Source organism: Blautia sp. MCC270, from assembly GCF_018785605.1.
GTDB lineage: Bacteria > Bacillota > Clostridia > Lachnospirales > Lachnospiraceae > Blautia_A > Blautia_A fusiformis.
In genome coordinates this window covers 41,515-56,407 of sequence record NZ_WQQD01000018.1, presented here as the reverse complement: position 1 = coordinate 56,407, position 14,893 = coordinate 41,515, and the positions used below count along the sequence as shown (strand labels likewise).

Here is a 14,893-nt window from a genome sequence, read left to right as displayed (position 1 = left end):
ATCCAGTTATGAAACGAAATCCATCTCAGAAAAGGGCAATCGCCCACCTGTCAGGACCTATGATGGTTCTGGCAGGCCCCGGTTCGGGGAAAACTTCCGTCATAGTAGAAAGAACAGCACATATGATCCAGGAAGGGAAGATACCGGCTTCCTCTGTTCTTGTTGTGACTTTTTCCAGGGCAGCAGCAGTGGAAATGAAAGAACGGTTTCTGAAATTTACCAGTGTTCAGCGAACCGGCGTTACTTTCGGGACTTTTCACGGAGTGTTTTACGGGATCCTCAAACAGGCTTATGGTCTGAATGGAGGAAATATCCTGTCAGAAGAAGAAAAATATGCGATCTTAAGAGAACTGGTGGTAAACTGTGCTGCAGAACAGTCCCAGGAAGGGGATTTTGTGGAAGATATTGCCAAGGAGATCAGTGTTGTAAAAGGTGGAAGGATCTCTCTGGAACATTATTATTCTTCCTGCTGCCCGGATGAAGTATTCCGACAGATTTTTCAGGGATATCGAAAAGTCCTGAATGAAAGAAGAAAACTTGACTTTGATGATATGCTGTTAAGCTGTTATGAACTTCTGAAAAAGCGAAAAGATATCCTATCTGCATGGCAGAAGAAGTTTCACTATATTCTGGTGGATGAGTTTCAGGATATCAATCATCTTCAGTATGATATCGTGAAGATGCTGGCAGCACCGGAGAACAATCTGTTTGTGGTGGGAGACGATGATCAGTCTATCTATCATTTCCGCGGCGCTCACCCGGAGATCATGCTGAATTTCCCGGAAGATTTTAAAAATGCGGAGACGGTGATCCTGAATATCAATTACCGGTGCAGTGGAAATATCTTGGATACAGCCATGAAGGTGATCGATCATAATGAAAACCGTTATGTGAAAAAACTTTCCACACCAAATGAACCGGGAGAGCCGGTGCAGATAAAAGAATTTCGAAATCCCAGAGACGAATATATGGCAGTTGCAGGCCTGCTGCGGAATCGGATGGAAGAAGGGGATAATATTGAAGATACAGCGCTGCTTTTCAGGACTAATCAGGAAGCCGAAGGACTGGTCGCTGCGTTGATGGAGTATGGGGTTCCTTTCACTATGAAGGAAAAACTGCCCAACCTGTTCCGACACTGGATCTGCCGGAATATGATCGCTTATTTGAAAATGGCAGAAGGAGACCGGAGCCGCAGTACATTTCTGGAGATCATGAACCGGCCAAACCGATACATAGCCAGAGATGCTCTGACAGAAAAAAACGTTGATTTTAAAGCATTGGGAGAGTTTTACAAAGACAAAGACTGGATGTGTGACAGGATCACAACGATGGAGACACATCTTCGGATCTTAAAGACTATGGCCCCTTATGCAGCCATTAATTTTATCCGGAATGGCATGGGATACGAAGAATACTTGCAGGAATATGCAAGGTATCGTAAAATAAAACCGGAAGAGCTTATGGAAACCCTGAACCGGATCCATGAAAGTGCCAGAGGAATGAAAACATTGGAAGAATGGATGGCCTATATGGACGAGTATACCAGAAAGCTTGAAGAACAGGCGAAGAAACAGGATGTGAAACGGGAAGGAGTGGTGATATCCACTCTTCATGCGGTCAAAGGTCTGGAATATGACAATGTATATATCATGAATGTAAATGAAGGCAGCATGCCTTATCGGAAGGCAGTCCTGGAGGCACATCTGGAGGAAGAACGGAGGCTTTTCTACGTTGGTATGACACGGGCAAAGAAGAAACTCTGCCTGTATTATGTAAGACAGCAGTATGAGAAGGAACGGGAACCGTCCCGTTTTCTTGAGGAGGCCGGATTATGAATGGGATTATTTATTATACGAAGATCAGAGATGAATATAACAGCAAGAATATGGAGCATATGATCGGGGAAAAACTTCTGGAAATCGGACTTGAGCGGGAATTTGGACGAAAGCTTGCTTTTGAGCCTCGGTCAAAGGGGGAACATGGGAAACCGTTTTTTACCCTGCTTCCAAGAATTCATTATAATATCACACATTCCGGAAAATATGTGATGTGTCTGTTTGCCGGAGAAGAGGTGGGCATTGATGTGCAGATCCACAAGAAGGTAAATTACGAACGGCTCCTTGAAAGAATGGTGCCGGCAGATATGATACGGGAAATCCTGGATGCAGATGATATGGAGAAAGCCTTTTTTGCCCAGTGGGTTTTGAGAGAGGCATATATCAAATGGACCGGAGAGGGACTGTCCAGGGATCTGCGTACGATTTCCATGGATAAGGGAAATTACATAATGCTGGAGCTGGAACCGGGATACAGTGGTGCAATCTGGTCCAGGGACAGCCTGGAATTACGATTTGAATACGAAGACATCATTTTGAAATAGCAAATAGAGACGATGAAATGAACAAAGAGATGAAACGCAGCTTCAGGATTTTCATTCTGAAGATCCTGGCAGTTGTTTTTGTGCTGTGCATATGTTATTTTTTATATGCATTTGTTTACCGTGCAAAAACGGAGCTGCCCACAAAAGCTGTGGTGACAAATCGAGGTGCTGCAGTGTATACACTGCGGGGACAGAAACAGATGCTTTCCCAGAAAGAGGATTTTTCTTATTTTGCCTTTGATGGGAGAGAAAAAGAGAAGGAATATGGAACATATGTCATTCCCGGGCTGAAGAATACCAGGACGCTGCTCACAAAAAAGGGTGCCACTCCTGCCATGTGTACATCCATGACGCCTCAGGGACTGGCGGTTACAGAGGATTATGTGCTGGTCAGCGCTTACTGCAGCACACAGAAACATAATTCGGTCATTTATGTGATCGATAAGGAAAATCATAATTTTATTAAAGAAGTGATACTGCCTGGACAGCCTCATGTGGGAGGACTTGCCTATGACCCGGAGCATAAGTTATTATGGTATTCCTCCAATATCAACGGGATTGCACAGGCAGTGAGTATAAAGATGGATACAATAGAAGCCTACGATTATGATGACAGCCATCTGCCGGTGGATACTTTCCAGATAGTCAGTCTTTATGGGATCGTGAGAGACTCTTTTATGACCTTTTATAAGGGGTGTCTGTATGTAGGCTGCTTTGAAAAATATAACGAAAGTGTAATTGCACGATACGGAGTTGACGAAGAGGGAAAACTGATCAATACCATGGACGAGAAACTGGGCATGGATTTTGAAATGGCAGTTCCGTTGGATTATTCCACCATATCGGAGCAGGTTCAGGGAATTGCTTTTTATAATGATAAGCTTTTGATCTCTCATTCTTTTGGAATCCTGCCATCCAGGCTGGTGTTTTATGAACAATCCGATAAGCGTTTGTATGTAAACGAGAATTCTGCCAGAACATATCGTTTTCCGGAACGACTGGAACAGATCGTGGTGGAAGGTGACAGCCTTTATGTGATGTTTGAATCCTGTGCCTATGCATACCGTGCGTCCTCCGTAAATATTGTGGATCGGGTCCTGAAGCTGAATCTTTCGAAGATGGAGACCTATGACGAAGAAGAAAGTCTTTTTTTTCTGTCGGAATAAAGAAAAAACGAGAGAGCATCAAAAAAGACAACAGGTACTAAATCCGGCATGTCCGCAATATATTTAAGTGTAAGAGGTGAAAACATGGACGCAAACCAGATCCAGAACCTGTTTGCCAGTAATGTCCGCCAGCTTCTGGTGGATGCAGACCTTGATTATGATAAATTATATGAGATACGTCTCCGCGTGGGAAGACCTCTGTTCCTCACTTATGATGGGGGAGAATGTTTCCTCCGGCAAAAAGATACAGAACCTTATCTGGTTACGCGGGAGGATCTTAAGGAAACACTGGAGTATGTCAGCGGCTATTCCCTGTATGCTTATGAAGATGAGATTCGCCAGGGGTTTTTGAGTGTACAGGGTGGGCACCGTGTAGGAGTTACTGGAAAGGTGATCCTGGACGGAAACCGTATCCGTGGGATGAAATATATTTCCTGCATCAATGTCCGTCTGGCACATGAGATCCAGGGATGTGCAGAAGAAGTGCTGCCATATATCCAGACAAGAGAGCAGATCATGCATACCTTGATCGTTTCTCCGCCCAGATGTGGGAAGACCACGCTTCTTCGGGATATCATCCGGCAGATGAGTAATGGATGGGGAAATATTTCCGGTGTTACGGTAGGAGTAGTCGATGAGCGCAGTGAGCTGGCCGGATGCTATCAGGGGATCCCTCAGAATGACCTTGGAATGCGTACGGATATCCTGGACGGCTGTCCGAAAGCAGAAGGGATGCAGATGCTGATCCGGTCAATGTCGCCGGTTGTGGTTGCTGTGGATGAACTTGGAAAAGAAGAAGATTTCAAGGCTGTGGAATCAGTTATCCACTGTGGATGTCGTCTGATCGCAACTGCACATGGAGCTTCCATGGAAGAAACATTATCCCAGCCGTTTTTCCGGAAATTGTGGGAAGCGCGGGTTTTCCAGAGATATATTTTTCTGGGAAAGCATGAACGTGCAGGAATCGTGGAAGGAATCTATGATGAAAATGGGAAATGCCTATGTACCGGATTGTAGGCTGTATTCTGGTAGTGGCGGCAGGAGCCGGAATGGGATTTTCCGGAAGTATGAGACTTTCGGAGCAGATTCGTATACTGGAAAAACTGCTTCAGATGGTGATCTGCCTGAAAGGCGAGATCCGCTGCGGGAATGCATCACTGCCGGATGCTTTTTATGGAGCAGCAGGAAGAATGAATGGAAAATACAGAGAGTTTCTCATCAGTGCCGCGGACAGGATGAAAGCGGGAACAGGAGAAAAACTTTCACAGATATGCAGGGAATGTGCGGAAAACGCCCTGAAAAAAAGCTGCCTTACCCATGGGGAAAAGGACGCTTTTTTTTCTTTCGGAGAATATCTGGGCTACATGGATCTGGAAATGCAGATGCGACAGCTTTCCCTGTATGAAAATAATTTGGAAGCAGAGATCTTGAAGCGGAAAGCGGAGGTTTCCGGAAAGAAAAAACTGTACCAGGGAATTGGGATTCTTGGAGGCCTGCTGCTTGCGGTTCTCCTGGTATAGTATTGTTTATCAGACAGTAGTAAGAAGGACAGGCTTTCAGAAGAAAAGGAGGGATCATTTGGAGGTCAGTATCATATTTAAGATCGGTGCAGTAGGGATCCTGGTCTCTGTTCTTTCTCAGATCCTGAAACATAGCGGAAGAGAGGAACAGGCTTTTCTGGTGAGTTTTTCAGGACTTCTTTTAGTACTGTTCTGGATTGTGCCGTATATTTATGAGCTTTTTAAAAATATCCAGCAGCTTTTTGTACTGTAGGGGGAGGGAAAGAACCGTGGATATTCTGAAGATTTCTGTTCTGGGAGCGGCAGGGGTTCTTCTGGGGATTCTTCTGAAAGACCGTGCACCGGAGTATGTAAGCCTTGTTACGATGGGAATAGGTCTTGTGATACTGGGATTAGCGGTAGGGAAGATCAGCTATCTGTTCCAGTCCCTGGAGAGACTGAAACAGAGTCTCCCGATTGATGGAAGCTATATCACTACTTTGCTGAAGATGATCGGGATCACCTATATCGGACAATTTTCATCCGGCATATGCAGAGATGCAGGATATTCCTCCACTGGTGCACAGATCGAACTGTTCTGCCGGTTATCTGTAATGGTCTTAAGTATGCCGGTTCTTCTGGCACTGTTGGATACCATACAGGGATTTCTTGCATGAAAAGATATTGGTCAGAGATTTGTGCAGCCCTGTTTCTGGCTGTAGTTATAAACTGTTTTGGCGGTGTGATCGTTTATGCTTCTTCGGCGGAACAACAGATCACAGATCAGATGGAGCTTACCGACCTGCAGTCCATGGTAGATGAGATGCTTGGAGAAAAAACATTTTCTGTTACAGAAGCGTTTCACAGACTGTTGTCAGGGGAAGAGGTGCTTTCGGAGGAGAGTGTGCGGGAATTTTTGCACAGTCTCCTTTTTTATGGTATTGAAAGAGAAAAAGAGCTGATCGTGAAGTTGCTGCTTCTGCTGTTGTTTGCTGCCGTTTTTTCCGGGTTTGCCGGTGCCTTTGATAACGGGCAGGTGGGAGAAATCAGTTTTTATGTGGTGTATCTTCTTGTTTTTACTCTTCTGATGAACAGTTTTTCCGGTTTGAGTGCATCACTGCTTTCAATGCTTGCGTGGATCACGGAGTTTATGAAGGAACTCTCACCGGTGTATTTTATGGCAGTGGCAGCAGCGTCAGGTGCATCCAGTGCAGCTGCTTTTTATCAGGGAGTACTGCTTCTGGTGTGGCTTTTTCAATGGATCCTGGAACGAGTACTGCTTCCCGGAGTGAGTTTATATATTCTTCTGAGATTTGTGAATCATCTTTCCAGGGAAGAAATGCTGGGAAAAATGGCTGAGCTGATCGAGACTGTGATCTCCTGGGGGCTTCGGACATTACTTGGAGTGGCAGCAGGACTGCAGGTGGTGCGTGGGCTTGTAGCTCCGGTAATGGATTCTCTGAAGCGGAGTGCTGTAGGAAAAACTGCAGGTGCTCTTCCTGGGATCGGGAGCGCGGTAAATGCAGTTACGGAACTGGTCCTTACCACAGCTGTTCTTGTAAGAAACAGTCTGGGCATTGCGCTTTTACTGGTGATCCTGGCGGTGGGGGCGGGGCCGTTGGTCCGATATGGACTTTTGTCACTGACCTATCGCTTTCTGGCGGCTGCGGCGCAGCCTGTATCAGACAAACGGCTGGTAGAAGCCTTTGGCACCATGGCAGAGGGATGTGCACTTCTGATGAGAATCCTGTTTACTGCGGAAATTTTATGTATGCTTACATTTCTGATCTTGATGGCAGGAGGAGGCTTGGGATGAGAACAGAACTTTATCAGTGGATGAAAAGCCTGGCTTTTTTTCATGTACTTACTACAGCACTTCTGCATATTCTGCCTGATAAGCGTTATGAGCAGTATATACGGCTGTTTATGGGGCTTCTGTTGGTGCTTTTGATCTGTACACCTATATTTGCCGTAGTGGGAAAAAGTGAAGAACTTCTGTCCGGATTCAGCAATAATTATGGGAGAGAAGAACAGGTACGTATGGAGACAGAAGCAGAAGGAATAAGGGAAACATTTCTTAAAGGAGCATATGAACAGGAACTGAAGGATCAGGTTCAGGGTATCCTCAGGAAAGAAGGGATTTTTTCGGCAAAAACAGAAGTAGATATGGAGAAAGAGCTTCAGCTGACCATAACACTTTATGGAACAGTCACAGAAAAACAGAGGGAGGCGGTGAAAAATGAGCTCGAAAGAATCTGCGGACTCAGGAAAGGACAGTATCAGATCCTGGCTTCTGAGGATGGGATGGAAGGAGTGGGGAGTTTTCCTTCTTCTGGGAATCCTTCTTCTGGTGGCAGGACTTCCGGTAACCCGAAAGAATAGTAAAACAGCAGAGGATCAGAATGCGGAGAAAACCCGCCTGGAGAGCCGCCTTGAGGAACTGCTTTCCAATGTGGAAGGAGTCGGAGAAGTGGAAGTGATCATTATGACCGGGGATGAGGGAAATACGGAAAACTTTTCCATAAGCAGCAAAAATGAAGTTACCGGTGTGCTGGTGGCGGCCCAGGGAGCAGGCAGCGCAGTGACAGTCCAGAATATTCAGCAGGCAATTATGGCATTATTTCAGATCGACGCTAATAAAATTAGAATAATGAAAATGAAATGAGGAGAGTAGAAGTGAAAAAGATCATGAAGAAAAATCAGGTAATCATCACCTCGCTGGCCATTCTCATTGCTGTGGCCGGATATCTGAATTTCGCAGATGTGGATCTGGGATTTAAGGATAAGGAGACGAGTACAGACAGCAGCAGTATCCTGGATGACGTGGATTATGACCTGACCGATGAAACAGCCCTTCTGGATGAGAACGGGGCAGATGGCACAACCCAGTCGGAGGTGATGGATACCGCATCCCCGGGCGAGGCCGTACTTACCGGTGCTTCGGATTTTGCAGCACAGGCAAAAGTCAGCAGGGAGCAGGTGCGTTCCCAGAACAAAGCGGACCTGCAGGCGATCATCAGTAATAAAGACATCAGCGAAGAGGAAAAACAGAATGCTATTAACACAATGGTTTCCATGACAGATCTTACAGAAAAAGAGGCGGCTGCAGAGCTTCTTCTGGAGGCGAAGGGCTTTGAAAATGTGATCGTAAATCTAACGGGTGAAACTGCGGATGTTGTGGTGCCGGATGCAGATCTGGAGGATGCAAAACGTGCACAGATCGAGGATATTGTAAAGAGGAAAACCGGTGTGGCAGCAGAGAGCATTGTGATCACGCCTCTGAGTCAAAGTAAAAATGCATCGGATGTCATAAATACTGCAGATGAAGCTGAAAAAAATACGGGAGGTGCAGAGGATAATGCGGAAAGTACAGGTGAGGAGGTGCAGGATACCGCTGCATCTGTGGAAAGCGATTCGGCGGATCAAACATCTGAGGACGCAGAGACGGCTGCAGATATCCAGAACGATCAGACTATTGATACAGAGGGAATTTACGACTGAATTGCCTTGACAGCAAAGCCTTGTCTATACTAGAATAGGAAAGGTTATAGTAAAATAGAGATATCAGAGAATATACAGGAGGCTCACGTGTCGAAGTATACGAAAGAAATAGAAAAAAGAAGAACATTTGCCATCATCTCTCATCCGGATGCTGGTAAAACAACATTAACAGAAAAATTTCTGCTGTATGGAGGGGCCATCAATCTGGCCGGAAGTGTAAAGGGTAAGGCTACGGCCCGCCATGCAGTATCAGACTGGATGGAGATCGAGAAGGAAAGGGGTATTTCCGTTACTTCATCCGTTCTTCAGTTCCATTATGACGGATATTGTATAAACATTCTGGATACACCTGGACATCAGGATTTCTCCGAGGATACCTACCGTACATTGATGGCTGCGGATTCAGCAGTTATGGTCATCGATGGATCCAAGGGTGTTGAGGCACAGACCCGTAAGCTTTTCAAGGTCTGTGTTATGAGACACATTCCGATCTTTACTTTTATCAATAAGATGGACAGAGATGCCAACGATACTTTTGATCTTCTGGATGAGATCGAAAAAGAGCTTGGTATTGCAACCTGTCCGATCAACTGGCCAATCGGTTCCGGTAAGAAATTCCGGGGTGTGTTTGATCGTAATACAAAGAAGATTCTTACCTTCTCCGATACACAGAAGGGCACCAAGGAAGGTGTGATAGAAGAGATTGATATTAATGATCCCCGTGCAGATGAGGTCATGGATCCTGAGCAGAAAGAGCAGCTGATGGAAGAAATCGAGCTTCTGGATGGCGCAAGTGCGGAGTTTTCTCAGGAAGAGGTCAGCAAAGGACAGCTGACACCGGTATTTTTCGGTTCTGCTCTTACCAACTTTGGTGTGGAAACATTTCTGGAGCATTTCCTGAAGATGACCACTTCTCCGCTTCCGAGAACTGCAGACTGCGGACCGGTAGATCCTATGAGTGATGATTTTTCAGCCTTTGTATTTAAGATCCAGGCGAATATGAACAAGGCTCACAGAGACCGTATCGCATTTATGAGGATCTGTTCAGGCAAGTTTGATGCGACCAAAGAGGTTTATCATGTGCAGGGAGACAAGAAGATGCGACTTCTTCAGCCGCAGCAGATGATGGCAGAAGCCCGTCATGTTGTGGAGGAGGCTTATGCAGGTGATATCATCGGTGTCTTTGACCCGGGTATTTTTTCTATTGGAGATACCATCTGCGCACCTGGAAAGAAATTTGCCTTTGAGGGGATCCCGACCTTCGCGCCGGAGCATTTCGCACGTGTGCGTCAGATCGATACCATGAAGAGAAAACAGTTTGTAAAAGGTATCAACCAGATCGCTCAGGAAGGTGCAATCCAGATATTCCAGGAGTTTAACACCGGTATGGAAGAGATCATTGTGGGTGTTGTAGGTATCCTGCAATTTGATGTCCTGAAATACCGTCTGGAGAATGAGTATAATGTAGATATCCGCCTGGAAACACTTCCATATGAGCATATCCGCTGGATTGCCAACAAGGAGACTGTAAAAGTAGACAAGATCGTGGGAACTTCTGATATGAAGAAAGTCACAGACCTTAAGGGAAATCCGTTGCTGCTCTTTGTCAATGCATGGAGTGTTGGCATGGTTGAGGACAGAAACCCTGATCTGGTACTGACAGAATTCAGTAAATAAGCCCTTTTATTTCATAACTTTTTTTGATATAATAGTATAAAATTACGAACAAAAATATTATATCCGTAGGAGGGTTTCCCATGGCAGAAAAAAGAACAACATATAAGATACAGGATTTGGGCGGAATCGGTGAAGTTCACATTGCAGATGAAGTTGTTGCGATCGTTGCAGGACTTGCAGCAACAGATGTGGATGGAGTTGCTTCCATGGCAGGAAATATCACCAATGAGCTGGTAAGTAAACTTGGAAAGAAGAATCTGTCCAAGGGCGTGAGAGTAACCATTCTGGAAGGAGTCGTTACCGTGGATCTGTCACTGAATATCGAGTATGGCAGAAACATTCTTGAGACAAGCAAGAAGGTTCAGGAGAAGGTTAAATCCGCTATTGAGAATATGACAGGACTTGAGGTTGCAGATGTAAATATTCATATTGCCAGCGTGGATATGGAGAACGAAAAAGGAAAGTAAACCTTTCCTTTTTTCCGTCTTAGGAGGAAATTATGAGAAGAAGAGAACAGAGAGAACATGTATTTAAACTTATGTTTATGACAGAGTTTAATTCAGAAGAAGAGATGACAGAACAGCTCTCTCTTTATTTTGAAGGTCTTGGAGAACTTTCAGAACAGGACCAGGAATATATGAAGAAGAAGTACGCACATGTGAAAGAACATCTGGAAGAGATCGATGCACAGCTGAACAGTGCAAGCCGTGGATGGAAGACAAAGCGTATGAGCCGTGTGGATCTTGCGGCACTTCGTCTAGCAGTATATGAGATGGAATATGATGCAGACGTACCGACAGGAGTAGCTATCAACGAAGCGGTAGAACTTGCCAAAAGATTTGGCGGAGATGCTTCCGGCTCCTTTGTAAATGGAGTACTGGGTAAGATCGCATCTGAGAAGGATGAAAAGAAAAACGAGGAGGAGACTGCTGACACAGAAGAGAAGGCAGCAGAAGCCCCGGAAGAGAACGCATGAGAAATGTCTATTCTGTCGGTCAGGTAAACCATTATGTCAAAAATATGTTTACCCAGGATTACTTTCTCCGGAAAGTCTATGTAAAGGGAGAGGTATCCAACTGTAAATACCATACCAGCGGACATATTTATTTTTCCCTGAAGGATGAAACAGGCACATTAAGCTGTGTGATGTTTGCGGGACACCGTAGGGGTCTTGCTTTTCGCATGAAGGACGGGGATAAGGTAGTTGCAGGCGGAATTGTAGACGTATATGAGAGAGACGGGCGTTATCAGCTTTATGCAAAAGAGATCACACTGGAGGGTGCTGGTGCCCTCTATGAGCGGTATCTGGCACTGAAACAGGAACTTGAGGATATGGGGATGTTTGCCCAGGAATATAAGCAGCCCATTCCTCATTTTATTCATACCCTTGGCGTGGTGACAGCACCTACTGGTGCAGCAGTACAGGATATCCGCAATATTGCAGGCAGAAGGAATCCATATCTGCAGGTGATCCTTTATCCGGCACTTGTGCAGGGAGAGGGAGCGGCGCAGAGTATCGTAAAGGGAATCCGGATGCTGGATGAAGCAGGGGTGGACGTGATCATCGTCGGCCGTGGAGGTGGCTCTATTGAAGATCTCTGGGCCTTTAACGAGGAGAGCGTTGCCCGTGCTATTTTTGAGTGCAGGACACCGGTGATCTCGGCAGTGGGACATGAGACGGATTTTACCATTGCGGATTTTGTAGCAGATCTGCGGGCACCTACACCATCTGCTGCAGCAGAGCTGGCAGTGGATGATTTTCGCAGTGTTCTGGAGAGCTTTCATATGTACGGAGACCGTCTGCAGCGTGCCATGAACAGTAAGACAGAACTTTTTGCCGCAAAACTTAAGGCCTATGAGAACAGATTCCAGTATCTGAGCCCGGAGTCCATGTTACGTGAAAAACGTCAGTATGCATCGGAGCTGGAGGAATGCCTGCGTTCTTCCATGGAACAAAAGCTTACAGAGAAAAGACATGAACTGGCAATATGGATCCAGCGGTTTGAGGGACTTTCTCCATTAAGAAAGCTAAATGGAGGATATGCATTTGTGTCCGACTTAGGCGGACATGCGGTGACAGAGATCAGTCAGATAAAAAAAGGTGACAGGATCTCCATTGCAGTAACCGATGGAGTCATAGAAGCAGTTGCGGATCGCATCAGGAAGGAAGAGCGATAATGGCAGAAGCAAAGAAAGAAGAGAAATCCATAGAAGATACTTTTGGGGAGCTTGATCTGCTTGCCCGGAAGCTGGAGGATAAAGAAACACCTCTTGAGGAGTCTTTCCGCCTCTACAGACAGGGAATGGAGCTCCTAAAGGATCTGAACGGAAGACTGGATACTGTAGAAAAAAAGATGCTTCAGATGAATGAGGATGGGACATTTCGTGAATTTTAAAGAAGAACTGAAAAGAAGAACAGAAGAAGCAGAACATGTGATCCGGGAATATCTTCCGGAAGAATCCGGTTTTGCAAAAACCATGGCAGAGGCTATGAATTACAGTATGACGGCAGGTGGAAAGAGACTCCGCCCGATCCTGATCAGGGAAACCTACGAGCTGTTTGGAGGAAAGGATAAGCTTTGTGAGCCTTTTATGGCGGCTATGGAGATGATCCATACACATTCGTTGATTCATGATGATCTCCCTGCACTGGATAACGATGATTACCGAAGGGGAAGGCTGACCACACATAAAGTATACGGAGAGGCCATGGGCGTTTTAAGCGGTGTGGCACTCCTTAACAGAGCTTATGAAGTGATGCTTTCCGCCTTTGATCTGACCGAGGATAAAGACCGTGTGATAGCCGCCATGCGGATCATTGCAGATAAGACCGGCATCAACGGTATGCTTGGTGGACAGAGTGTTGATGTGGAGAATGATGGGAAACCTCTGGAACACAAGATGCTGGATTATATTTACAAAAACAAGACCTCCGCATTGATCGAGGCTTCCATGATGACCGGTGCTGTGCTGGCAGGGGCATCTGAGAAAGAACTTGAGATTGTGGAGCAGGCTGCAGAAAACATCGGGCTGGCTTTTCAGATCCAGGATGATATCCTTGATGTGACCAGTACCCAGGAGGAACTGGGAAAACCGATCCACAGTGATGAAAAAAACAATAAGGTTACCTATGTAAGCCTTGTTGGAGCCCCGGCAGCAGCCAGCAGGGTTAAAGAACTTTCTGACCATGCGGTAGAACTTTTAGACGACCTTGACAGGAAGAACGGCTTTCTGGATCTTCTTGTGGAAAGTCTTGTCAGCCGCAGGAAATAGAAAGAACAAAGGAAGGGTACAAATGATTCTGGAAAAAATTAAAAAGCCAAATGATATTCATAAAGTTTCATTGGAGGATTTTCCGCGCCTTGCCGAGGAAATCAGGAGCTTTTTGATCCAGAGTGTAAGTGAGACAGGTGGCCATCTGGCATCCAATCTGGGTGTGGTGGAGCTGACTCTTGCTCTGCATAATGTGCTTGATCTTCCACAGGATAAGCTGATCTGGGATGTGGGACATCAGGCTTATACACATAAAATCCTTACAGGAAGAAAAGACGGCTTTAAGGATCTTCGTAAAGAAGGAGGTTTAAGCGGTTTTCCAAAAAGGAATGAAAGTGACTGTGATTCGTTTGATACCGGACACAGTTCCAATTCCATTTCCGCAGGACTTGGCTATGTCCGTGCCAGAGACCTGATGGGAGAGAAATACCATGTGGTTTCCGTGATCGGAGATGGTGCGCTTACCGGTGGGATGGCTTATGAAGCATTGAACAATGCGGCTGAACTGAAGACTAATTTTATTATTATCATCAATGATAATAACATGTCTATTTCCAAGAACGTAGGAGGAATGTCCACCTATTTAAGCGCTCTGCGTACAGCTGAGACTTATACAGGAATGAAGATCGGCGTGACAAAAACACTCAAAAAGATTCCCCATGTTGGAACCGCCGTGGTAGATACGGTCCGAAAGACCAAGAGCAGCATCAAGCAGCTGATCATTCCCGGAATGCTTTTTGAAAATATGGGGCTGACTTATCTGGGACCGGTAGATGGCCATAATATGCGTCAGATGATGAAGCTTTTTAATGAGGCAAAGAGAGTGGAGGGACCGGTTGTTGTCCATGTCCTTACAGAAAAAGGCAGAGGCTATGGACCGGCATCTTCCCATCCGGAGCGTTTTCACGGAACAGGTCCTTTTGACATCCAGAGTGGCAGACCTCTTGCAGCAAAAACAGCGCCGACATATACGGATCATTTTTCCGGTGCAATATGTTCTTTGGCAGAGAAGAACAAAAAAGTAGTTGCTATTACAGCTGCTATGCCAGATGGAACCGGACTGAACCGATTCCGGAAGAAATTCCCGGAGCGTTTTTTTGATGTGGGTATTGCGGAAGAACATGCAGTAACCTTTGCGGCAGGCATGGCACTTGGGGGAATGATCCCGGTTTTTGCGGTATATTCTTCGTTCCTGCAGAGAGGGATCGATCAGATCCTTCACGATGTATGTATGCAGGATCTTCATGTGATCTTTGCCATTGACAGGGCAGGATTTGTCGGAGCAGATGGTGAAACACATCATGGATGCTTTGATTTATCCTATCTGTCCATGATTCCCAATATGACAGTTATGGCTCCCAAGAATGGAAAAGAGCTTGAGGAGATGTTGAAATTTG

General features: G+C 45.7%; 17 protein-coding genes and 1 pseudogene. All 18 read left to right on the top strand.

Features of this window, described 5'->3' with window-relative positions:
• Positions 1-8: 8 nt before the first annotated feature.
• Positions 9-1,835: an ATP-dependent helicase gene (locus GPK58_RS06870; RefSeq protein WP_129974469.1), complete on the top strand. Its 1,827-nt coding sequence runs from the start codon at positions 9-11 to the stop codon at positions 1,833-1,835.
• Positions 1,832-2,380: a 4'-phosphopantetheinyl transferase family protein gene (locus GPK58_RS06865; protein ID WP_022426374.1), complete on the top strand. Its 549-nt coding sequence runs from the start codon at positions 1,832-1,834 to the stop codon at positions 2,378-2,380. Before GPK58_RS06870 ends, GPK58_RS06865 begins: the two co-directional genes overlap by 4 nt.
• A 17-nt stretch (positions 2,381-2,397) precedes the next feature.
• Positions 2,398-3,546, top strand: coding sequence for a YncE family protein (locus tag GPK58_RS06860; RefSeq protein WP_215638400.1), 1,149 nt, complete (start codon positions 2,398-2,400; stop codon positions 3,544-3,546).
• An 84-nt stretch (positions 3,547-3,630) separates the two neighbouring features.
• Complete coding sequence (gene spoIIIAA / locus GPK58_RS06855) at positions 3,631-4,563, top strand: stage III sporulation protein AA (RefSeq protein ID WP_015524435.1); 933 nt, start codon at positions 3,631-3,633, stop codon at positions 4,561-4,563.
• Positions 4,548-5,066, top strand: a complete 519-nt coding sequence (locus GPK58_RS06850; protein WP_215638399.1) for a stage III sporulation protein AB — start codon at positions 4,548-4,550, stop codon at positions 5,064-5,066. The genes spoIIIAA and GPK58_RS06850 overlap by 16 nt, the downstream gene beginning before the upstream one ends.
• A 58-nt stretch (positions 5,067-5,124) precedes the next feature.
• Complete coding sequence (spoIIIAC, locus tag GPK58_RS06845) at positions 5,125-5,319, top strand: stage III sporulation protein AC (protein WP_021650700.1); 195 nt, start codon at positions 5,125-5,127, stop codon at positions 5,317-5,319.
• A 16-nt stretch (positions 5,320-5,335) separates the two neighbouring features.
• A complete protein-coding gene (locus GPK58_RS06840; protein ID WP_021650699.1) occupies positions 5,336-5,722 on the top strand; it encodes a SpoIIIAC/SpoIIIAD family protein in 387 nt (128 codons plus the stop codon).
• On the top strand, positions 5,719-6,861 hold the full coding sequence (locus tag GPK58_RS06835) for a stage III sporulation protein AE (RefSeq protein ID WP_215638397.1): 1,143 nt from the start codon (positions 5,719-5,721) through the stop codon (positions 6,859-6,861). Before GPK58_RS06840 ends, GPK58_RS06835 begins: the two co-directional genes overlap by 4 nt.
• Positions 6,858-7,427, top strand: a complete 570-nt coding sequence (locus GPK58_RS06830) for a stage III sporulation protein AF (protein WP_173741007.1) — start codon at positions 6,858-6,860, stop codon at positions 7,425-7,427. The genes GPK58_RS06835 and GPK58_RS06830 overlap by 4 nt, the downstream gene beginning before the upstream one ends.
• Entirely contained in the window at positions 7,345-7,710 is a 366-nt protein-coding gene (locus GPK58_RS06825) for a hypothetical protein (RefSeq protein ID WP_242872566.1), read from the top strand. Before GPK58_RS06830 ends, GPK58_RS06825 begins: the two co-directional genes overlap by 83 nt.
• A gap of 11 nt (positions 7,711-7,721) precedes the next feature.
• Positions 7,722-8,327, top strand: a pseudogene (locus tag GPK58_RS06820) (SpoIIIAH-like family protein); the annotation flags it as partial.
• 306 nt (positions 8,328-8,633) lie between these two features.
• Positions 8,634-10,223, top strand: coding sequence for a peptide chain release factor 3 (locus GPK58_RS06815; protein WP_173741009.1), 1,590 nt, complete (start codon positions 8,634-8,636; stop codon positions 10,221-10,223).
• Between the two features lie 80 nt (positions 10,224-10,303).
• A complete protein-coding gene (locus GPK58_RS06810; RefSeq protein WP_015524453.1) occupies positions 10,304-10,690 on the top strand; it encodes an Asp23/Gls24 family envelope stress response protein in 387 nt (128 codons plus the stop codon).
• Between the two features lie 32 nt (positions 10,691-10,722).
• Positions 10,723-11,199, top strand: a complete 477-nt coding sequence (gene nusB / locus GPK58_RS06805; protein WP_015524454.1) for a transcription antitermination factor NusB — start codon at positions 10,723-10,725, stop codon at positions 11,197-11,199.
• Positions 11,196-12,401 carry an exodeoxyribonuclease VII large subunit gene (gene xseA, locus GPK58_RS06800; protein WP_059085482.1) on the top strand — a complete coding sequence of 402 codons (1,206 nt, stop codon included), beginning with the start codon at positions 11,196-11,198 and terminating at the stop codon, positions 12,399-12,401. Before nusB ends, xseA begins: the two co-directional genes overlap by 4 nt.
• Positions 12,401-12,619 carry an exodeoxyribonuclease VII small subunit gene (xseB, locus tag GPK58_RS06795; protein WP_021650691.1) on the top strand — a complete coding sequence of 73 codons (219 nt, stop codon included), beginning with the start codon at positions 12,401-12,403 and terminating at the stop codon, positions 12,617-12,619. The genes xseA and xseB overlap by 1 nt, the downstream gene beginning before the upstream one ends.
• Complete coding sequence (locus GPK58_RS06790; protein WP_161208615.1) at positions 12,609-13,496, top strand: polyprenyl synthetase family protein; 888 nt, start codon at positions 12,609-12,611, stop codon at positions 13,494-13,496. Before xseB ends, GPK58_RS06790 begins: the two co-directional genes overlap by 11 nt.
• A gap of 22 nt (positions 13,497-13,518) precedes the next feature.
• A partial coding sequence (dxs, locus tag GPK58_RS06785) for a 1-deoxy-D-xylulose-5-phosphate synthase (protein ID WP_215638396.1) occupies positions 13,519-14,893 on the top strand: 1,375 nt, incomplete at its 3' end.